The following is an 18,028-nucleotide window of genomic DNA, read 5'->3' as shown; positions in this document are numbered from 1 at the left end:
CCTAAAGCTCCAACACCTCAGGGGGAGGTTCCCTGAGGACGCCTTCCAGCACCCGCCTGGCCGCCTCCTCGGGGGCCAGGGCCCCCTTGGGGGGGCCGCCCAGGGGGGCCCAAAGCCCCGTGGCCACCGCGGGGAGCCGCACCAGAACCACGCGGACCCCCTCCCGTTTTAGCTCTTTGCGGGCGGCTTCCAGGTAGGCCTCGAGGGCCCCCTTGGCCGCGGCGTAGGCCCCGAAGCCCGGCACCCGCACGTAGGCGGGGTAGGCCCCGAAGAAAACCGCCCTGGCCCCCGGCTGAAAGCGGGCGTGCTTGAGGGCGAAGGCGGCGGTGAGGAAGTGGACGGAGAGCATCCCTTCCAAAAGGTCCCGCCCGGCCTCCCGCACCCCCGCCCGGCCCGCCCGGCCCACCGGGTGGAGGAGGAGGTCTAAAGGGCCTGCTCCCTCCAAAAGGGCCTTGGCCTCCAGCTCGTCCTCGAGGTCCCCGGGGAGGGCCTTGCCCCCCACCTCGCCGGCGAGGGTCCGCAGGGCCTCCGCCCGCCTTCCCGAAAGGAGGAGCTCCTCCCCCCGCAGATGCCTCGCCAGGGCGCTTCCCAAGCCTCCCGTGGCACCCAGGATCAGAACCCGCATGCTTGGAAGCTACCCCTTTCCCCAAGGGGGGTTTGTAGTCCAAAAAGAAGTGGGCCCGAGGGACCCCGGGCCACATGGGCAAAGGTGCGGGCCTAGCGCTCCTCGGCTTGGGGGAAGTCCTCCTCGGAGAGCATGGCGTGGACCAGGTAGTAGGCGGCCTCCACCCCGGAAAGGGCCTGGCGCAGGGCGGTGGGGTCCTCGAGGCTCCCCCGCACCACCTCCACCTGCCCCACCCAGGGGCGGCCCTCCAGACGGGAGGAGTCCCGCACCAAGACCCGCACCCGGTGCCCCGCCTCTAGGAGGCGGGGGACCAGCCTCCCCCCCACGTACCCCGTGGCCCCGGTGACCAGGACGTGCATACCCCTAGCCTAGGGGATTGGGCCTTGGGGCAGGGTGGCCTGGGAGGGGGTTTGCAGCAGGACGATCCCTTCCCGGGCCGCCTCCCCCACCACCCCGACCTCCCCTTGCCGAGCCGCCCATTCCTCCGGGGTAAGGGCCACGTACTCCACGTGGCGGAGGGGCAAGGCGCGGTGGAGGAGAAGGAGCCTTTCCAGGTAGTCCATGCCCCGAAAGGCCGGGGAGACCACCAGGAGGTCCCAGTCGCTGTCCAACAGGGCCTCTCCCCGGGCTCGGGAACCGAAGAGCAGGGCCAGGGCGATGGGCAGGGGGGCCTGGGCCAGGGCTTCCCTCAGCTTTGCCCAACCGACCTCTCCGCCCATGTGAGCACCTCCTCCGCCGCCTGCAGGCGGGCTTCCGCCTGGGCCCTGCCGTAAAGCCGGGCAGGCAGGGTGCCGGCGGCGTCCGGGTAGCGGCTCACCGTGTAGTCCGGGGTGAGGAGGCGGGCTCCTTCCACCACCCCTTCAGGGGCCCCCAGGGCCTCGGCCAGGGCCAACAGGTCGTGGGTGCGGGGTAGGGTGCGCAGGCGTTCCACGTGGAGGGCCTTCAGGGCCTTCTCCGCCGCTTGCTGGGCAAAGAAGGCCGCGGCGTAGTGGCGCTCCCCCTGGAGGAGCACCCGGGCAGTGGTCAGGTCCTCGCGGGCCTGCGCCAGGAGCCGTTCCGCCTCGAGCCGCATCCCTTACCCATCTTAGCCTGGGCCAAGGTCGGGCCCTCCCTTCCCGGTTAGCCTGGGCCCGTGCGCGCGGTGGTGGTGGGAGCCGGCATCGGCGGGTTGGTGGCGGCCAGGCTCCTGCAAAAGGCGGGCCTGGAGGTGGTGGTCCTCGAGGCACACACCTACCCCGGGGGCCTGGCGGGGGATTTCTGGCACCGGGGCCACCGCTTCCCCGCGGGGGCCACCCTCCTCTCGGGCTTCGCCTCTGGGGGCCCCCTGGCCTTCCTGGAAGGCCTCCTAGCCCTGCGCTTCCCCGTGGAGCCTTACCCAGAGGGCTTCCCTCTGATGGAGGTGGTCCTCCCCCGGGGGAGGCTCCTCCGCCCCGTGGGACGCGAGGCGGAAAGGGAAGCCCAGCGGGACTTCTTCGGGCCCAAGATCCTCCCCTTCTGGCGCTGGCAGGGGGAGCGGGCCGAGAGGCTAAAGGCACTGGCCCCCAGGCTCCCCTGGCCCCCGGAGAGGGAGGAGGTCCCCGCCCTCCTCCGCCTTTTCCCCGAGCTTCTCCCCTTGCTTCCCGATCTCTTCCGCCGGGTCTCCCGCCTAGCCCCGGAAGACCCCGATTTCCGCCTCTTCTTCCGGGCCCAGCTCCTCATCGCCGCCCAGACGGAAGACCCCTACGCCCTCTACGCCGCCATGGCCCTGGACCTGCCCCACCTGGGGCCGGCGCGGGTGCCGGGCGGGGTGGGAGGGGTGGCCCGGGCTTTGGCGGAGGACCTGGAGGTCCGCTACCGGGCCCGGGCCACCCGGCTCCTCCTGCGGGAGGGGCGGGCCTACGGGGTGGAGGTGGCCTATGGGGGGAGAAGGCGGGGGGAGAAGGAGGTGGTCTTCGGGGACTTTTTCCTCCTCAATGTGCCTCCTGAGTCCCTCCTGGGCCTTCCCCAAAGAACGCCCAAGGATGCCTGGGGGGCCTTCGCCCTCTATGGGGTTCTGCCCTTCCGGGTGGACCCTCCCTTCTACCGGCAAAACGCCCGGGAGCGGCCCTTTGCCTTCCTCTCCCTCTTTCCGGAAGGGGAGAGGACCGTCTTCTCCCTCTCCCTCCACACCCCCCTGGCCCCCTGGGAGGGCCTCGAGGCGGAGGCCTACCGGGCCCTTAAGGCTCACTGGCAGGAGAGGGCCCTGGCCCTGGGGGAAGCGCTCCTCCCGGGCCTCAGGGAAGCTGAGTTCCTTTTCGCCGCTACCCCCCGCACCTACCGCCGCTTCGCCGGGCGGGCCTGGGTGGGGGGGTACCCCCAGACCCATCCCTTCCGCTTTCCCCGGGTGCGCCTCTTTCCCAACGTCTTCCGGGTGGGGGAGGGGGTCTTCCCCGGGCAGAGCGTCCCCGCCGCTGCCCTCTCCGGCCTGCGCGCGGTCCGGCTTCTTTTGCGGGCCGTGGGCCTGGGGGAGAAATGTGAGCTGGCTCCTGGTGTGTCTGGGGGCTAACCCATACCTACTGGTAGGTATGGACACCCGGTCCCGCATCCTCCAAGCGGCCCGCCGGGCCTTCGCCGAACGGGGCTACGCTGCCACCCGCCTGGACGAGCTGGCGGCGGAGCTGGGGCTCACCAAGGGGGCCTTCTACCACCACTTCCCCAGCAAGAAAGCCCTTCTGGCCGCCCTCCTGGAGGAGTCTCGCCTCCGGGCCCAGACGGCCCTGGAGGAGGAAGGACCCCTGGAGGAGCGCCTCCTCCGCTACGCCCTGGCCTACCGCGAAGGGGTGGAGCCCCTGGCGGCCCTGGTTACGGCCCATGGAGGGCGGGGAGGGGAGGAGGAAGCCCGCTTCCTCGCCCAGGAGGCCATGCGTCGGGAGATGGCCCACTTGGATGCCTTTTTCGAGGCCCTCTACCCCGGGCGGGGGCGTTCCCTGGCGGCCCTCTTCAGTTCCCTGGTCCATGGAGCCCACATGCTGGAAAGGCACGTGGGTGGCTACCGTGCGGAGGAGCTTTTGCAGGACTGGGTCCGGGTGTTCGTGAAGGGTTTGCCGAAAGGAGCAGGTGGGGTATGAGGAAAGTTTTGGCATTTGTGGCGGTGTGGGGCTTGGCTTTCGCCCTGAGCCCAGAGGAGGTGTGGAAGGCCCTCGAGGCCCACGCTAAAGTGACGGGCTATGTGGCCCAGGCCCGCCAGGGCCCGGTGGTCTACCAGGTGGCCTTCCGACGCCCCTGGGTGCGCATCGACTGGCTGGAGGGCCCCGAGTACCTGAAGGGTAGCGCCCTGGTCTCCGATGGACAACGGGCATGGAGCAAGGGCCCCAAGGGCCCCTGGCAGGAGGGCAAGGCCACGGCCCCTGAAGATCCCCTACAGCTTCTCTTTAGCGAGCCCCAGGCCGTGGCCCGGGAGTATGTTCTGCGGGAGGTGCAGGAAGAGGGAGGGCTTTGGCGCTTCCTCCTGGCCAAGAGGGTGCCCCCCAAGGATGAGCGTCAGCCTGCTGCCTGGCGCATCACCCTGAACCCCAAGGGGCACCTGCCCTTCCGCTACGAGGTGCTTTCTCCCTCGGGCAAGGTGCTCTCCCAGGTGGAGTACCTGAAGCTGGACCTCACGCCCCCGCCCCAGAGCCTCTTTGAGGTGAAGCCGTGAGCGGTAGGCTCCTTTTGGCCCTGATGCTGGGCGTCTTCATGGGCGCCCTGGACAACGCCATCCTGGCCCCGGCCCTGCCGGCCATCGCCGAGGACCTGGGCACCGGGGTGGACCGGATCACCCTGGCCTTCTCCATCTACTCCGTGTTCTACGCGGTGTCCGTGCCCATCCTGGGGAGGCTTTCCGACCTCTTGGGCTACGGCCGGGTGTACGGGGTTTCCATGGCCCTCTTCGCTGGCGGCAGCGCCCTGGCGGCCTTTTCCCAGAGCCTGGAGATGCTGGTGGCGGCCCGCGTCATCCAGGCGGTGGGCGCAGGGGGGCTATTCCCCGTGGCCCAGGCCATCGTGGGGGTGGTAGCCCCTGAGGAACGGCGCGGGGCTTATCTGGGCCAAATCCTGGGGGTCTTTGCCTTGGGCAACGTGCTGGGGCCGAACCTGGGCGGGTTCATCGTGGAGCGGGCTTCTTGGCACTGGGTGTTCTGGATCAACGTGCCCATCGGGATCTTCGGGGTGCTACTCCTGGCGGGCATGGCCCTTCCCCGGCCCACAGGCCGGGCCCGGCTGGACCTAGTGGGGGGGGCCTTGGTGGCCCTTACCTTCGGGAGCCTGGTCTTGGGCATTCAGGGGCTGGAACGGCTAGAGGACCTGGGCTTCCTTTCCCCGCGCATCGGCGGCCTCTTCCTCCTGGCCCTGCTGGCGGGGCTGACCCTGATCCTCTACGAAAGGCGCCATCCCGCCCCCCTCTTGGACGTGCGCCTGGCCCTTTCGCCCCCCTTCTTGCCCCTTTGGCTGGTGTCCACCCTGGTGGGCTACGCCCTCCTGGGGGGTATCGTCTTCGCCCCCCTTTACGCCCAGGTGGCCTTCTTCCTTTCCCCCTTCGCCTCCGGGGCCATCCTCAACGCCTTGGCCCTCGCCCTGGGTGGGGTGAGCGGGGCAGCGGGGGCCATGGTGGGCCGGGTGGGAGGCAAGCGGCTGGTGGTCTTGGGGATGGGCCTCACCGCCCTGGGCCTCCTGGTGATGGCCTACCTGGCCAGCGCCCTGTGGCTCCTCCTCCTAGGGCTTTTCCTGCTGGGAACGGGTCTCGGCCTCGTCCAGGGGCCCCTTTCCTACCTGGCCCTGGGCCTAGCCCCGGCGGGGAGCCAGGGGCAGGTTTCCAGCCTGGTTTCCCTCACCCGCAGCCTGGGAGCGGCGGCGGGGATCACGGTCTCCGGGGTGCTGCTGGCCCGCAGGAGCCAGGAGCTGGCCTCCCTCACCGCCGGGGGCCCAGGGGGGTTCTCCGGGGGCACGGGCAACCTGGCCGAGGCCCCGGCCTTCGTGAAGAGCCTGCTCCAGGGCACCCTGGGCCAAGGGGTGCTGGACGGTTGGCGGCTGGCCTTTTTCGCCGCCCTCCTGGGCTTCGCGACCGCGTTCCTCCTGCGGGAGGCTTCCCGGGGCTCCAGGGAGGCCAAGGCAGGGGCCAAGGGCTGAGGGTTTATGCCACCTCACGGGCACGAGGTTCGCGTGGGGGCCCCGGTGAAAGGGTAGCCAGGGCTTCTTCCGGGTTGGGGAGGTTGCCTGCGGGGCGCCTCTAGGGGCGCCCCGCCAGGTATTCCAGGAGGGCCTGAGCGGTGCGCCCTTGCCGCTCCGTGAGGAGGTCCAGGTGGGTGAGGCCGGGGAGGACCAGGGCCCAGCCGGGGGTTTGGGGAAAGGCCTCCCCCAGGTGGAAGTCCTCGGGCCGCGTCACCAGCCCTCGCCCTGCTCCCAAGGCCAGGACGGGGTAGGGGAGGGGCCGGGGCCCAAGGTCTGGGGCCACGTGGGGGTAGCCCGCCACCTCCAGGAGGAGGCGGTAGGGGAAGTACCATTCGGAAAACCCGGTCTCGGGCCGGGCGAAGGCCCGGAGGAAAGCCCTGGGGTCCGTGGCCTCTCCCGTGTCCCGCCATTCCACCACGTGGCTCCTGGGCCCCCGCGCGGTGAGAACCACCCGCCCTTGCAGGAGCCCCAAAAGGCTGAGCCCTTCCCGGGCCCAGGCCCGGCCTGCGCTCACGCTGAAGAGGGGAAAGAGGCTATAGTGGTCGTCCACCCGGAGGAGGGCCCTCGCCTCCCGGGTGGCCCGGTAGGGGCCGTAGGGCACGGGGTCCAGGGGGCGCTTTGCCGCCAGGAAGGCCTCCGCTTCCGCCAGGGCCAGGTCCTTGGGGGAGAGGAAGGGGAGGCGGAAAACGGGGTCGGCCCGGCCTTGGAGGAGATCTTCCAGGCCGGGGAAACGGCCGAAGGGGGTGACGTACCCTTGCTCCAAGGCTTCCCGGGAGAGGGGTTGCAGTTGGAGGGCTCCGTCCAGGAGGATAAGGCCCTTGAGCTTCTCCTCGTGGCGGAAGGCGTAGAGGGTGGCAAGGCTCGCTCCCAAGGAGTGGCCCGCCAGGACCACGGGGGCCCTTTTCCGGGCGGACTCCACCGCCAGGTCTAGGTCCTTCAGGTGCACCTCCAGCCCCCAGGAACGCAGAGGGGTAAGGTCTGGCTCGGGGAGGCCCTGGTAGTAGGCCGTAGGGTCTTGCGTGAGGAAACCCCAGCGGTCTTCCAAGCCGTTGGCCCGCCGTTCCCAGGCCCAGACCTCCAGCCAGGGGGCTTCCCGCCTTAGGTGCTCTGCAAGGAGGGCGAAGTTGGTGCTTCCCCCGAGGAGGCCCGGCACCAGGAGGAGGACCGCCTTTGGGGCCTCTGCCTCGTAGACCAGGGCGTAGCTCCGGTCCAGCTCAGGCCAGCCCGTGGGCGTTCCGGGAAGGGTCCGGTACTCCTGAGCCAGGGCTAAAGCGAAGCTGATGACCAACGCGGGGACGCGCATGAAAGCATCCTGTACCCGAAAGGTGTGGCGCACAGGGTTTGGGGCCACACGTTGCCCCGTCCAAGCTTCCCAGGTAGGGTTCCAGAGGCGCTGGGCGTCGTGCTTACCCCCCAGCGGCGGACCTTCCCCGACGGCGTGAGGAGAAAACGGTTGCGGTCGTCCCGCACCGGGCGCTTCAGCACGTTGAGGACCTGCTTCCTGGCCTCCTTGTCCAGGAGGAGGAAGAGAAGCTCAAAGCGTTTGTGGAAGTTTCTGGGCATGGTGTTAGCGCTGCTGAGGTTGTCCCCTGGCGGCAAAGGCGGAGAGCATGTACATTCGCGAAAGGTACATTTCGCGCATGTATAATGCCCCCGTGAGCCCAGACCGGTCCCAGCTCGTTATTTGGAAAAGCCTCGGCATTAAAAAGCCCGATAAGGCCCTCGAGGACCTGGCCCCCTACGCGGAGTACCTCCTTTTGGAGCGGGGCTACTCCCCCCGGGGGGTGCGGCGCTACCTCCAGGACCTGGCCTTCTGGTTCCGCTTCCTAAAGGCCCAATCCCTCCCGCCGGGCCCCGAGGCAGTCCGGGCCCTGCTGCTCCAGGAGCGCTGGGCGGCCAGGCGAGTCCAGGGCTTTCTGGCCGCCCTGAGGAGCTACTACCGCTACCTGGCCCAGGTGCGGGGCGAGGCGGCGGAAGACCCCACCGAGGGCATCGGCCGCCCCAAGGCGGGCCGGAGGCTTCCCCTGCACCCGAGCCCCGAGGAGCTTCGGCGCTTCCTCGAGGCTTTTCAGGAGGCCAAGGAAGCCAAAATGCTCAGCGCCTTAGCCCGCTTCCTTTACGGCACGGGCTTGCGCATCTCCGAGGCCCTTTCTTTGAAGGGCCGCAACCTGGTTCTGGAAAAGGGCGTTCCCGTGGCGGTGCGGGTGGTGGGCAAGGGCAACAAGGAGCGGCTGGTGCCCCTTTCCAAGACCGCTCGGGAGGCGCTCCAGGAGCTGGGGCCGGTCCAGGGGAATGTGCCCGTTTTCACTTTCCTCCAGGGCAAGCGCAGGGGGCGGGTGCCCTCCGCCCGGTATGTGGAAGCCCAGTTCCGGGAGGCGGCCCTGAGGGCGGGCCTGGACCCCCGCCGCTTCACCCCCCACAAGCTCCGCCACGCCTACGCTACCTTGCTGGTGGAGGTGGGTGTGGAGCTGGACGCGGTGAAGGACCTCCTGGGCCACGAGTCCATCGCCACCACCCAGATATACCTGCACGCCTCGCGGGAAAGGCTTAAGGAGGCAGCCTCGAGGCTTCCCGAACTCTGAAACGGCATCCTGTGGGGGCTTCAATAAGGATCCTGGGGCAGCACCTCGTGCGCCCGGCGGGCTAGGGCCCGGTCCAAGGTGGCTAGGCCCTCGAGGCCCGCCCGGTGCAAGAGAAAAGCGTCCACGAAGCTTAGAAGCCCTCGCCCTGCCTCCTCCAGGGCCAGGCGGCAGGCCTCCCTCTCCACCACCTCCACCCTCCCGGTCCAATAGGCCTGGGCTGCCTCTGCCTTGGGACCCGGTAGAAGGAAGCTAACCGAGGCTGCACGGTGATCCGGGACACTTGTCCCTTCGCTTTGCTTGTGCTAACCTAACGAACATCCGTTAGCCATGGAGCGCCGGGACGAGATCCTCCACGTGGCGGGCCAGCTCTTCAGCCAGAAGGGCTACCACGCCACCAGCATGCGGGAGCTGGCTAAACGCCTGAACCTCCAGGGGGGAAGCCTCTACGCCCACATCACCTCCAAAGAGGAGCTCCTCTTGGGCGTGGTGCGCCAGGCGGCTGCCCGCTTCTTCGCGGTGCTGGAGGGCCTCGAGGGCGACCCGGTAGCCAAGGTGCGCACCTTGGTCAAGGGCCACCTGCGGGTGATTGCCGAGGAACTTCCGAGGGCCACGGTTTTCTTCCACGAGTGGAAGCACCTCTCCCCTCCCCTTTTGGAGGAGGCCAGAGCCCTGAGGCGCCGCTATGAGGCGGGAGTGCAGGCGGTCCTTCAAGAAGGGGTGGACAAGGGGGTCTTCCAAGTGGAGGATGTGCGCCTGGCCACCCTCTTTCTGCTTTCGGCTCTCAACTGGACCTACCAGTGGTACCGCCCGGACGGGCCCATGCCCTTAGAGGAACTCTCGGAGGCCTATGCCAGGCTGGTCCTTAGGGCTCTTGGCGTGCGGGAAGGAGGCGAGGATGATGCAGCTTAGGATCGGCTACCCAGAGGATCGCGACTACGGGGAAAGGCTTGAGGAGTTTGAAGCCCGCATCGCTCGGGGCGAGAAGATCGAGCCCGGGGACTGGATGCCTGCCGAGTACCGGCGCCAGCTCATCCGCATGATCTCCCAACACGCCCACAGCGAGTGGGTGGGAATGCTCCCCGAGGGCGCCTGGATCACCCGGGCCCCCTCCTTGAGGCGCAAGCTCATCCTCCTGGCCAAGGTCCAGGACGAGGCCGGACACGGGCAGTACCTCTACCACGCCGCCGAAACCTTAGGGATCACCCGGGAGGAGATGGTGGAGGCCCTTCTTTCCGGCAAGGCCAAGTACTCCAACATCTTCAACTACCCCACCCTCACCTGGGCGGATGTGGGCATCATCGGCTGGCTGGTGGACGGGATGGCCATCAAGAACCAGACCATGCTGGCCCAGTGCTCCTACGGGCCCTACTCCCGGGCCATGGTGCGCATCTGCGCCGAGGAAACCTTCCACCACAAGCAGGGGAAGGAGGCGGTCCTCCTCTACGCCAAGGGCTCCAAGAAGCAGCGCCAGATGGTCCAGGACGCCCTGAACCGCTGGTGGTGGCCCACCCTGATGATGGCCGGGCCCCACGACACCGACTCCCCCCACACCCCCCTTCTCCTCCGCTGGGGCATCAAGACCAAGACCAACGACCAGGTGCGCCAGGAGTTCCTGAACGAGCATGTCCCCGAGCTCCTGGACGCTGGGCTCACCATCCCCGACCCCGACCTCCGCTACGACGAGAAGACTGGCAACTGGATCCACGGCCCCATCCCCTGGGACGACTTCTGGAAGGTGATCAACGGGGAAGGCCCCATGAACCGGCACCGCCTTGCGGCCCGGAGGAAGGCCCACGAGGAGGGGCGCTGGGTGCGGGAGGCCCTCGAGGCCTACGGCAAGCGCCACCTGGCCCAGGCCGCGGATTAGGAGGGCACCATGTGGGGAACCGAGTGGCCCCGGTTTGAGGTGATGAAGCAGGACACCCCCAGGTCCCCCGTGCAGATGGTGGGCTCGGTACACGCCGCAGACCCCGAGCACGCCCTCCTCGTGGCCCGGCACGTGTTCGTGCGGCGCCCCGCCGCCTACGCCCTCTTCGTGGCCCCAGCCGAGGCCTTCTTTCACGTTTCCCAGGAGGGCCTAAAGGATCTGAAGCCCACCAGAAGGGAGGGAGGAAGCGAAGAACCTTATTGGGTCTTCGCCAAGCGGAGCCACCGCCGGAGCATGGTCTACGGGGACCTGGTGGGCCGTTTCCTGGCGCAAGGCCCCGAGGACGCCATCGCCCAAGCCCTCCTGCAGACCCAGGGGGTGGCCTTCTGGGCGGTTCCCGAGCGCCTGGTGGTGGGGACCGAACCCAAGGAGGAAGTGGTGGAAAGCTGGTTCGCCCCGGCCAAGGAGAAGACCTACCGGCTGCAAAGCTACTACGGGCTCATCACCGCCAAGGGGGTGGAGGTGAACCGGGATGCTTGAGGCCTACCTGAAGGATGCCCTGGTGGCCCGGCTCACCGCCTGGGCTGACGATGAGGTGGTCCTGGCCCAGCGGCTTTCCGAGTGGGTGGGGCATGCCCCCATCCTCGAGGAGGACATCGCCATCGCCAACCTGGCCCAGGACGAGCTGGGCCACGCCAAGCTCTGGCTGGAGCTAAGGCAGGAGCTGGACGGCTCCGACCCCGACCGCCTGGTCTACTTCCGCGATCCCCTGGAGTTCCAAAACGCCATCCTGGTGGAGCTTCCCAAGGGGGACTGGGCCTTCACCATGGTGCGGCAGTACCTCTTTGATGCCTACGAGAACCTCAGGCTCAAGGAGGCGGCGAAGAGCGCCTACCCTCCCCTGGCCGAGGCGGCAAGCTGCATCCTGAAGGAGGAAAGGTTCCACCTGAAGCACTCTTCCCTCTGGGTGGAGCGCCTGGGCCAGGGTACGGAGGAATCCCACCGCCGGACGCAAGAGGCCTTAGAAACCCTCTTCCCCTACGTCCACCAGCTCTTCCAGCCTCTCCCTGGGGACGAGGCCCTGGTGGAGGCAGGGGTGGTGCCGGACCTCAAGGCCCTCGAGGCCCCCTACCTGGAGGAGGTGACCGCCCACCTGGTGCGTTCGGGCCTAAGGCCCCCTGAGGGAGGGTACGTGCCCAAAAGCCGCCGGGAGCACACGGAATACCTCTGGTCCCTCCTGGCGGAGATGCAGTCCGTGGCCCGCTGGGATCCGGAGGCCAAGGCATGGTAGAGCGGTACTGGGAAGCCCTAAAAGGGGTCAGGGATCCGGAGATTCCCGTCCTCAACATCGTGGAGATGGGGATGGTCCTGGGGGTAGAAGCGGAAGGGGAAAAGGTTAGGGTCCGCTTCCGCCCCACCTTTTCCGGCTGCCCCGCCCTGCGGCTCATCCGTGAAGAGATGGAAAAGGCCCTGCGGGGGGCAGGAGCCAAGGAGGTGGAGGTGGTGGAGACCAGGGTCCCCTGGAGCACCGGGGCCATGGCGGCCGAGGCCAAGGAGAAGCTACGCGCTTACGGCATCGCTCCACCCCTGCCCCTGCCCATGGCCGAGGTAGCCCAGGAAGACCCCCCTTGCCCCCGGTGCGGCAGCGGCCAAGTGGTTCTCAAGAACGCCTTTGGGGCCACCTTGTGCAAGATGCTCTACCAGTGCCAGGCTTGCGGGGAGGTGTTTGAAGCTTTCAAGGCCGTCTAGACCAAGCCCCAGGGAAGGGCCCCGGTCCCTCCGGGGCCCAACATGTCACCACGGGAGGGTAGGTTGATGAAGATCAAGAGCTACTTATTGGGAGAGTGGCGCGAGGGCATGGGCGAGGGCGTGGCGGTGCGGGATGCCGCCACGGGGGAGGTGCTGGGCTTCGTCACCTCCGAGGGCTTGCCCCTGCGGGAGGCCGTGGAGTGGGGGCGGGAGATAGGGGGGAAGGCCCTCCTGGCCCTGGACTTTAGGGAGCGGGGGCAGCGGCTACGGGCCTTGGCCCAGTATCTTTCCGAGCGGAAGGAAGAGCTCTACCGCCTCTACGCCACCACCGGGGGGACGAGGCGGGACGCCTGGTACGACGTGGACGGGGGGATTGGGGTACTTTTCGCCTATAGTTCCCTGGCCCGGCAGCTCCCCGAAGGCAACTTCCTCCCCGAGGAGGAAAACCTTCCCCTGAGCAAGGACTTCTCCTTCCAGGGGCGCCACCTCCTGGGGCCCAAGGGCGGGATCACGGTGCAGATCAACGCCTTCAACTTCCCCGTCTGGGGCCTTTTGGAGAAGTTCGCCCCCGCCTTCCTAGCAGGGGTGCCCACCCTGGCCAAGGCCGCCACCCCCACGGCCCACGTGGCCGAAGGGTTGGTGCGCCTCATGCTGGAGTCCGGGCTTCTGCCGGAGGGGAGCCTCCAGTTCGTGGCGGGCGGCCTGGGGGAGGCCCTGGAGGCCCTGGACCACCGGGATAGCGTCTACTTCACGGGCTCCAAGGCCACCGCCGACCGCCTCCGCCGCCATCCCGCCTTTCTAGAAAGAGGAGCCCTCTTCAACGCGGAAACCGACTCCCTCAACGCCGCCCTTTTAGGGGAAGAAGCGGGCGAGGAAGAGCTACAGCGGCTGGCCCAGGAAATCGCCCAGGAACTTGCCATCAAAACGGGGCAGCGCTGCACCGCCATCCGCCGGGTCTTCGCCCCCAAGGACCGCCTCGAGGCCCTCCTCGAAGCCACCCGCAGGCACCTGGAAGGCCTCCGGCTGGGCGACCCCCGGGAGGAGGGGGTGGACCTGGGCCCCCTGGCCTCCCTGGAGCAGAAGGAGGAGGTGGCGCGGGCGGTGGAAGCCCTTCTGGCAGGAGGGGCCCGCATCCATTGGCAACACCCGGGCAAGCGGGATGGGGCCTTCTTCCCCCCCACCCTGCTCCTGGCGGAGGAGCCCTACGGGGAGGCCTTGCACCGGGTGGAGCCCTTTGGTCCGGTGGCCACCTTCTTTCCCTACCGGGACCGGGAGGAAGCCCTACGTTTGGTCCGCATGGGCGGGGGGATGCTGGCCGCCACCCTGGCCACCCCCGACCCCGAGGAGGCCCGCTTCTACCTCCTGGGGCTTTCCGGGGAGGTGGGCCGGCTCCACGTCCTGAACCAGAGGGATGCCCACAGCTCCACCGGCCACGGCTCCCCCTTGCCCCGCCTCCTCCACGGGGGACCCGGACGGGCAGGAGGCGGGGAGGAGCTGGGAGGGCTTCTTTCCGTCAAGCGCCACCTGGCCCGCCTGGCCCTCCAGGCGGACCCCCACACCCTGCAGGCCCTCACCGGGGAGTACGCCAGGGGGGCGGAGCGTCCCACCCAGGTGCACCCCTTCCGCAAGCACTACGAGGAGCTGGAGGTGGGGGAAACCCTCCTCACCCACCGCCGCACGGTGACGGAGGCGGACATCGCCCTCTTCGCCCACCTCTCCTGGGACCACTTCTACGCCCACACCGACGAGGTGGCGGCCAAGGAGAGCCTCTTCGGGAAGCGGGTGGCCCACGGCTACTTCGTCCTCTCCGCCGCCGCCGGGCTCTTCGTGGACCCAGCCCCGGGGCCGGTGCTGGCCAACTACGGCCTCGAGGGCCTGCGATTCACCGAACCCGTGGGCATCGGGGACACCCTGCAGGCCCGGCTCACGGTGAAGGCCAAGCGCCCCCGGGACGAGAGGACCGGGGTGGTGGAGTGGGCGGTGGAGGTCCTGAACCAGGAGGGCAAGACCGTGGCCAGCTATACCGTCCTCACCCTGGTGGCCAGAAAGGCGCAGGGGAATAGGCCCTGAGGAAAAGCCAGGGGAAGGGTGCCCCCTGTGCTACCATGGGGGTATGGCCGAGCCCGAGGCCTTCTGCCCGGTGTACGAGGCCCTCAACCTCCTCCAGGAGAAGTGGACCCTGCACATCATCAGGGCCCTCCTGGAAGGCCCCAAGGGCTTCAACGAGCTCTCCCGGGCCATCGGGGGGGTGAACCCCGCTACCTTGTCCCAACGCCTGGAGCACCTGGTGGGCCTGGGCGTGGTGGAGAAGCGGGTGGAGTCCTACATGCCCCCCCGCACCCGCTACAGCCTCACCGAGGCCGGGCGGGAACTGGAGGCGGTCATCGCCGCCATCGAGCGCTGGGCCCGCAAGCACCTCAAGGCCCCCGTGGGCTAGGGACCCTACTCCGCCTCTCCCGCCAGGTACTGCAGGTAGTTGGCTAGGCCCATCTGCTCCTTAAGCTCCCGCTGGGTCTCCAGCCAGTCCACATGGGCCTCCTCGTCCTTGAGGATCTCCGCCACCAGGTCCCGGGTGCCGTTGTCCCCCAGGGATTGGGCCAGGTTCATGGTCTCGTTGTAGCCCTTCACCGCCTGGAGCTCTCCCTCGTAGTCCTTGAAGAGGATTTCCTCCACGTTCTTGCCGATCCGGATCTCCCCGATGCGGCTCACCTCGGGGAAGCCCTCCAGGAAGAGGATGCGCTCGATGTGCTTCTCCGCGTGGCGCATCTCGGTGATGGCGTGGGCCTTGAGGTGGCGGGCCAGGGCCTTGAAGCCCCAGTTCTCCGCCATTTCCGCATGGACCATGTACTGCAAGATGGCGGCAAGCTCCTCGGAAAGCCTCTCCTGTAGGCTCTGGATCACGTCCGGATGACCTTTCATAAGGGACCTCCAGGGCCATTATACCCCCGCGGGCACCCGGCTGAGGGTGAAGCCCTGGGCCTCGAGGTGGTAGGCCTCCTGGGCTTCCTGGGGAAAGTCCTCCCGGAAGTGGGCCCCGCGGCTTTCCTCCCTAAGGAGGGCCATCCGCAGGAGGAGGCGGGCCAAAAGGGCCAGGCTCCCCGCCTCCAGGGCGGGCCTTGTGGCCCGGTCCGGGGGGGCTTCTTCCAGGGGAAGGCCCTCGGCAAAGGCCAGGGCCTCCTCCAGGCCCTCCCGCCGCCGCACCACCCCGGCTTCCCTCGCCATCCACCGCCGGAGCTCGGGGAGAAGGCTTGGGTCCAGGGTGAGGGCAGGCAGGGCCTCGGGAGCCCTTGGAAAGGAGAGGCTCTCCAGCGCCGCCCGCGCGGCCCGCTCCCCCAGGACCAGGCCCTCGAGGAGGCTGTTGGAAGCCAGGCGGTTGGCCCCGTGTAGCCCGGTGGAGGCCACCTCCCCTGCGGCGTAGAGCCCTTCTACCCCGGTGAAGCCCCGAAGGTCCGTCTTCACCCCGCCCATGGCGTAGTGGGCGGCGGGGGCTACGGGGATGGGTTCCTTCAAGGGGTCCAGGCCTAGGGCGCGGGCCGAGGCCACCACCGTGGGGAAGCGCTCCTCCAGGCGGGGGATGGGCCTCAGGTCCAAAAAGACCCCGCCCGTGCGCTCCCTCTCCCGGAAGACCGCCCGGGCCACCACGTCCCGGGGGGCCAGCTCCCCCAGGGGGTCGTAGCGGGGCATGAAGCGCTCTCCAAGGGCATTCAGCAAGATGGCCCCCTCTCCCCGGCAGGCCTCGCTCACCAAGGCGCCATGCGGCAGGGCCGTGGGGTGGAACTGGACGAACTCCAGGTCCCTAAGGACGGCCCCTGCCCGGTGGGCCAGGGCCATGCCGTCCCCCGTGGCCCCAGGGGGGTTGGTGGTCACGGGGAAAAGCCGCCCGAAGCCCCCGGTGGCTAGGAGGACCGCCCCGGCCCGGACCTCCACCGGCCCTTCCGGACCGAGGACCCAGGCCCCGGCCACCCGCTTTCCCTCCACCAGAAGGCTCACCGCCAGGTGCCCCTCCAACACCGGGCTCTGCAGCCGGGCCAGGAGCCCCCGGAGGAGGAGGAGGCCGCTTCGGTCCCCACCCAGGTGGCGCACCCGGGCCCGGGAGTGCCCGCCCTCCCGGGTGGGCTCGGGGTGGAAGGGAAGGCCCCAGGCGAGGAGGCGCTCCAGGTGCCTGGGCGCCTCCTCTAGGATGGAGCGGGCCACCCCTTCCTCCACCAAGCCCCGCCCGGCCCGCAAGGTATCCTTCAGGTGGGTTTCTAAGTCCTTGTCGTCTAAGGGGAAAGCTATCCCGCCCTGGGCCCAAGGGGTAGAACCCGAGGGCAGGGGGTCCTTGCTGAGGAGGAGGACCCTGGCCCCTTCCGCCTCCGCGGCCAAGGCGGCGTACACCCCCGCCACCCCCGCGCCCAGGATCAGGAGGTCTACGCTCCGGCTGTGCATAAGGCGCGGAGGCCAGGCGCTAGCCCACGGCTACCATGGCCTCGAGGGCCCGCCGGGCCCTAAGGGCCACCTCCTCGGGTACCCGCACCACGTGGCGCATCTCCCTGAGGGAGAGGTAGACCTTCTCCAGGGTGATCTTTTTCATGTACTCGCAAACCGCTTCCGGCTTCACCGGGATGAAGGTCTTCCCCGGGGCCTCCTTGGCGAGGCGGTGGAGGATCCCCACCTCCGTGGCCACCACGAACTCCTTGGCCTCCGAGCGCTTGGCGTGACGCACCATGCCCTCGGTGGAGAGCATCTTGGCGTCCGGCTTGAGGTAAAGGCAGCTGGAACCGCAACCGCACTCGGGGTGGATCATGAACTCCGCTCCCGGGTGGGCTTCCAGGAGGGCCTGGATGTGCTCCTCGCGGATGCCCGCGTGCACGTGGCACTCCCCAGGGAATAGGTCCAGCTTCCTGCCCGTGACCCGGGCCACGTGGGCCCCCAGGAACATGTCGGGCACGAAGAAGATGGGCCGGTCCTCCGGCAGGCGGGAGACCACCTCCACGGCGTTGGCGCTGGTGACGCACACGTCCGCCAGGGCCTTCACCTCGGCCTTGGTGTTCACGTAGGCCACCACGATGCCCTCCGGGTGGGCCTCCTTCCAGGCCAGGACGTCCTCGGGGCGGATGCTGTCCGCCAGGGAGCAGCCCGCTTCCAGGTCCGGCAGGAGCACGGTCTTGTCGGGGTTGAGGATGGCGGCGGTTTCCGCCATGAAGTGCACCCCGGCGAAGACGATCACCTTGGCCCGGGTTCGCTGGGCCTCCCGGGCCAGGCCCAAGGAGTCCCCCACGAAGTCCGCCACCTCCTGCACCTCGGGGAGCTGGTAGGAATGGGCCAGGATCACCGCCTGCCGCTCCGCTTTCAGGCGGAGCACCTCTTGCGTAAGGAGTTCCTTGTCCATGGTCTAAGCGTCCACCGGGCTGAAGCCCTGTTCCCAAAAGTGTTCGTCAAAGGCCAAGGCCTTCCTTAAACCCCTTCGTTGCATGAAGAAAAAACTGGTCCAGTCCACCAGGCTGATTTCCCTCCTCCCGGAGGCCAGGAGGGCGGTCAGGGCCACCTGGTGCAGGTCCTCGTCCACAGGAACGGTATGGACCACCTCCAACAGGCCGTGGCAAAGGGCCCGCACCGCCTCGAGGCCCAACCTTCTCTGAACCAAGGCCACGCTTTCCACCACCACGTAGCTGTGGGTTACCAACCGCTCCCGGGCCGCCAAGAGGCGGCGAAACCTTTCCGCCGCCTCCGGGTGCCGGGCATCGTCCCGGTCCAGGAGGGCGTAAAGGGCCGAGGTGTCAACGAAGACGGCCAAGGTGGTCCTCACCCATCGCCAGGTAGCGGTCGTGCTCCTGGCTCACATCGGTAAGGCCCGAGGCAAAGCGGCCCACCACGGCCAAGGCCCGCTCTGCCCGCTCGGAAAAACCCCCGTTCTCCCTCTCCAGGAGATAGCTCTCCACCGCCCGGCGCACCAGCTCCGCCAGGGATACCCCTTCCTCCTGGGCCAGGGCCTTTAGGCGCTGGGCCTGTTCCTCGGGAAGCTGCACCTGGGTCCGCACCATGCCCTCATGGTAGCACAGC

Annotated in this window: 23 protein-coding genes and 1 pseudogene; 12 read left to right on the top strand and 12 right to left on the bottom strand. The window is 68.7% G+C overall.

Features of this window, described 5'->3' with window-relative positions; all coding sequences use genetic code 11:
- Position 1: 1 nt before the first annotated feature.
- From L1088_RS04175 to L1088_RS04160, 4 genes and pseudogenes are all read right to left on the bottom strand, one after another.
- Positions 2-625 carry an SDR family NAD(P)-dependent oxidoreductase gene (locus tag L1088_RS04175; RefSeq protein WP_234553852.1) on the bottom strand — a complete coding sequence of 208 codons (624 nt, stop codon included), beginning with the start codon at positions 623-625 and terminating at the stop codon, positions 2-4.
- Between the two features lie 95 nt (positions 626-720).
- A pseudogene (locus tag L1088_RS04170) lies at positions 721-984 on the bottom strand (NmrA family NAD(P)-binding protein); the annotation flags it as partial.
- Positions 985-993: 9 nt separating this feature from the next.
- A complete protein-coding gene (locus tag L1088_RS04165) occupies positions 994-1,344 on the bottom strand; it encodes a nucleotidyltransferase domain-containing protein (RefSeq protein WP_267961014.1) in 351 nt (116 codons plus the stop codon).
- Positions 1,314-1,697 (bottom strand): HEPN domain-containing protein, encoded by a 384-nt coding sequence (locus tag L1088_RS04160; RefSeq protein WP_267961013.1) that lies wholly within the window; start codon positions 1,695-1,697, stop codon positions 1,314-1,316. Before L1088_RS04160 ends, L1088_RS04165 begins: the two co-directional genes overlap by 31 nt.
- 60 nt (positions 1,698-1,757) lie before the next feature.
- Between L1088_RS04160 and L1088_RS04155 the strand changes: the two genes are divergently transcribed.
- From L1088_RS04155 to L1088_RS04140, 4 genes are read left to right on the top strand one after another with little or no spacing between them, the layout of a single operon-like run.
- Positions 1,758-3,149, top strand: coding sequence for a phytoene desaturase family protein (locus L1088_RS04155; RefSeq protein WP_234553850.1), 1,392 nt, complete (start codon positions 1,758-1,760; stop codon positions 3,147-3,149).
- A gap of 19 nt (positions 3,150-3,168) precedes the next feature.
- Complete coding sequence (locus tag L1088_RS12420) at positions 3,169-3,711, top strand: TetR/AcrR family transcriptional regulator (protein ID WP_267961012.1); 543 nt, start codon at positions 3,169-3,171, stop codon at positions 3,709-3,711.
- The gene (locus L1088_RS04145; protein WP_152560764.1) at positions 3,708-4,280 is read left to right on the top strand and encodes a LolA family protein; all 573 of its coding nucleotides are present in this window, start codon (positions 3,708-3,710) and stop codon (positions 4,278-4,280) included. The genes L1088_RS12420 and L1088_RS04145 overlap by 4 nt, the downstream gene beginning before the upstream one ends.
- Positions 4,277-5,746: an MFS transporter gene (locus L1088_RS04140; protein ID WP_234553849.1), complete on the top strand. Its 1,470-nt coding sequence runs from the start codon at positions 4,277-4,279 to the stop codon at positions 5,744-5,746. Before L1088_RS04145 ends, L1088_RS04140 begins: the two co-directional genes overlap by 4 nt.
- A gap of 100 nt (positions 5,747-5,846) precedes the next feature.
- On the opposite strand, the gene L1088_RS04135 is transcribed toward L1088_RS04140, so the two are convergent.
- Both L1088_RS04135 and L1088_RS04130 read right to left on the bottom strand, forming a co-directional pair.
- Positions 5,847-7,091: an alpha/beta hydrolase gene (locus L1088_RS04135; RefSeq protein ID WP_234553848.1), complete on the bottom strand. Its 1,245-nt coding sequence runs from the start codon at positions 7,089-7,091 to the stop codon at positions 5,847-5,849.
- Positions 7,055-7,351 carry a hypothetical protein gene (locus tag L1088_RS04130; RefSeq protein ID WP_234553847.1) on the bottom strand — a complete coding sequence of 99 codons (297 nt, stop codon included), beginning with the start codon at positions 7,349-7,351 and terminating at the stop codon, positions 7,055-7,057. The genes L1088_RS04135 and L1088_RS04130 overlap by 37 nt, the downstream gene beginning before the upstream one ends.
- Before the next feature lie 77 nt (positions 7,352-7,428).
- Between L1088_RS04130 and L1088_RS04125 the strand changes: the two genes are divergently transcribed.
- Positions 7,429-8,370, top strand: a complete 942-nt coding sequence (locus L1088_RS04125) for a tyrosine-type recombinase/integrase (RefSeq protein WP_267961011.1) — start codon at positions 7,429-7,431, stop codon at positions 8,368-8,370.
- A 20-nt stretch (positions 8,371-8,390) separates the two neighbouring features.
- Here the strand turns inward: L1088_RS04125 and L1088_RS04120 are convergent, their stop codons facing one another.
- Positions 8,391-8,564, bottom strand: a complete 174-nt coding sequence (locus L1088_RS04120) for a hypothetical protein (protein WP_234553845.1) — start codon at positions 8,562-8,564, stop codon at positions 8,391-8,393.
- A 133-nt stretch (positions 8,565-8,697) separates the two neighbouring features.
- Between L1088_RS04120 and L1088_RS04115 the strand changes: the two genes are divergently transcribed.
- The 7 genes from L1088_RS04115 to L1088_RS04085 all read left to right on the top strand — a co-directional run bounded on the left by L1088_RS04115 (position 8,698) and on the right by L1088_RS04085 (position 14,423).
- Entirely contained in the window at positions 8,698-9,279 is a 582-nt protein-coding gene (locus L1088_RS04115; RefSeq protein WP_234553844.1) for a TetR/AcrR family transcriptional regulator, read from the top strand.
- Positions 9,266-10,237, top strand: coding sequence for a 1,2-phenylacetyl-CoA epoxidase subunit PaaA (gene paaA / locus L1088_RS04110; RefSeq protein WP_234553843.1), 972 nt, complete (start codon positions 9,266-9,268; stop codon positions 10,235-10,237). Before L1088_RS04115 ends, paaA begins: the two co-directional genes overlap by 14 nt.
- A 9-nt stretch (positions 10,238-10,246) precedes the next feature.
- A complete protein-coding gene (locus tag L1088_RS04105) occupies positions 10,247-10,777 on the top strand; it encodes a phenylacetic acid degradation protein (RefSeq protein WP_038042443.1) in 531 nt (176 codons plus the stop codon).
- The gene (gene paaC / locus L1088_RS04100; RefSeq protein WP_234553842.1) at positions 10,770-11,528 is read left to right on the top strand and encodes a 1,2-phenylacetyl-CoA epoxidase subunit PaaC; all 759 of its coding nucleotides are present in this window, start codon (positions 10,770-10,772) and stop codon (positions 11,526-11,528) included. The genes L1088_RS04105 and paaC overlap by 8 nt, the downstream gene beginning before the upstream one ends.
- Positions 11,522-11,986 (top strand): 1,2-phenylacetyl-CoA epoxidase subunit PaaD, encoded by a 465-nt coding sequence (gene paaD, locus L1088_RS04095; protein ID WP_234553841.1) that lies wholly within the window; start codon positions 11,522-11,524, stop codon positions 11,984-11,986. Before paaC ends, paaD begins: the two co-directional genes overlap by 7 nt.
- A 66-nt stretch (positions 11,987-12,052) precedes the next feature.
- A complete protein-coding gene (gene paaZ, locus L1088_RS04090) occupies positions 12,053-14,056 on the top strand; it encodes a phenylacetic acid degradation bifunctional protein PaaZ (RefSeq protein WP_234553840.1) in 2,004 nt (667 codons plus the stop codon).
- Between the two features lie 43 nt (positions 14,057-14,099).
- On the top strand, positions 14,100-14,423 hold the full coding sequence (locus tag L1088_RS04085; RefSeq protein ID WP_038046472.1) for a winged helix-turn-helix transcriptional regulator: 324 nt from the start codon (positions 14,100-14,102) through the stop codon (positions 14,421-14,423).
- A 5-nt stretch (positions 14,424-14,428) separates the two neighbouring features.
- Here the strand turns inward: L1088_RS04085 and bfr are convergent, their stop codons facing one another.
- From bfr to L1088_RS04060, 5 genes are read right to left on the bottom strand one after another with little or no spacing between them, the layout of a single operon-like run.
- The gene (bfr, locus tag L1088_RS04080) at positions 14,429-14,905 is read right to left on the bottom strand and encodes a bacterioferritin (protein WP_038043556.1); all 477 of its coding nucleotides are present in this window, start codon (positions 14,903-14,905) and stop codon (positions 14,429-14,431) included.
- A gap of 18 nt (positions 14,906-14,923) precedes the next feature.
- Positions 14,924-16,414, bottom strand: coding sequence for an L-aspartate oxidase (gene nadB / locus L1088_RS04075; RefSeq protein ID WP_234553839.1), 1,491 nt, complete (start codon positions 16,412-16,414; stop codon positions 14,924-14,926).
- 19 nt (positions 16,415-16,433) lie between these two features.
- Positions 16,434-17,357, bottom strand: coding sequence for a quinolinate synthase NadA (gene nadA / locus L1088_RS04070; RefSeq protein ID WP_234553838.1), 924 nt, complete (start codon positions 17,355-17,357; stop codon positions 16,434-16,436).
- A gap of 3 nt (positions 17,358-17,360) precedes the next feature.
- The gene (locus tag L1088_RS04065; protein ID WP_038046481.1) at positions 17,361-17,762 is read right to left on the bottom strand and encodes a type II toxin-antitoxin system VapC family toxin; all 402 of its coding nucleotides are present in this window, start codon (positions 17,760-17,762) and stop codon (positions 17,361-17,363) included.
- A complete protein-coding gene (locus L1088_RS04060; RefSeq protein WP_234553837.1) occupies positions 17,746-18,009 on the bottom strand; it encodes a ribbon-helix-helix domain-containing protein in 264 nt (87 codons plus the stop codon). Before L1088_RS04060 ends, L1088_RS04065 begins: the two co-directional genes overlap by 17 nt.
- Positions 18,010-18,028 lie beyond the last annotated feature (19 nt).

It is taken from the genome of Thermus caliditerrae (assembly GCF_021462525.1).
Taxonomy (GTDB): Bacteria; Deinococcota; Deinococci; order Deinococcales; family Thermaceae; genus Thermus; species Thermus caliditerrae.
Note: the sequence above shows the minus strand (reverse complement) of the source record. Positions and strands in the feature narration are given on the sequence as shown.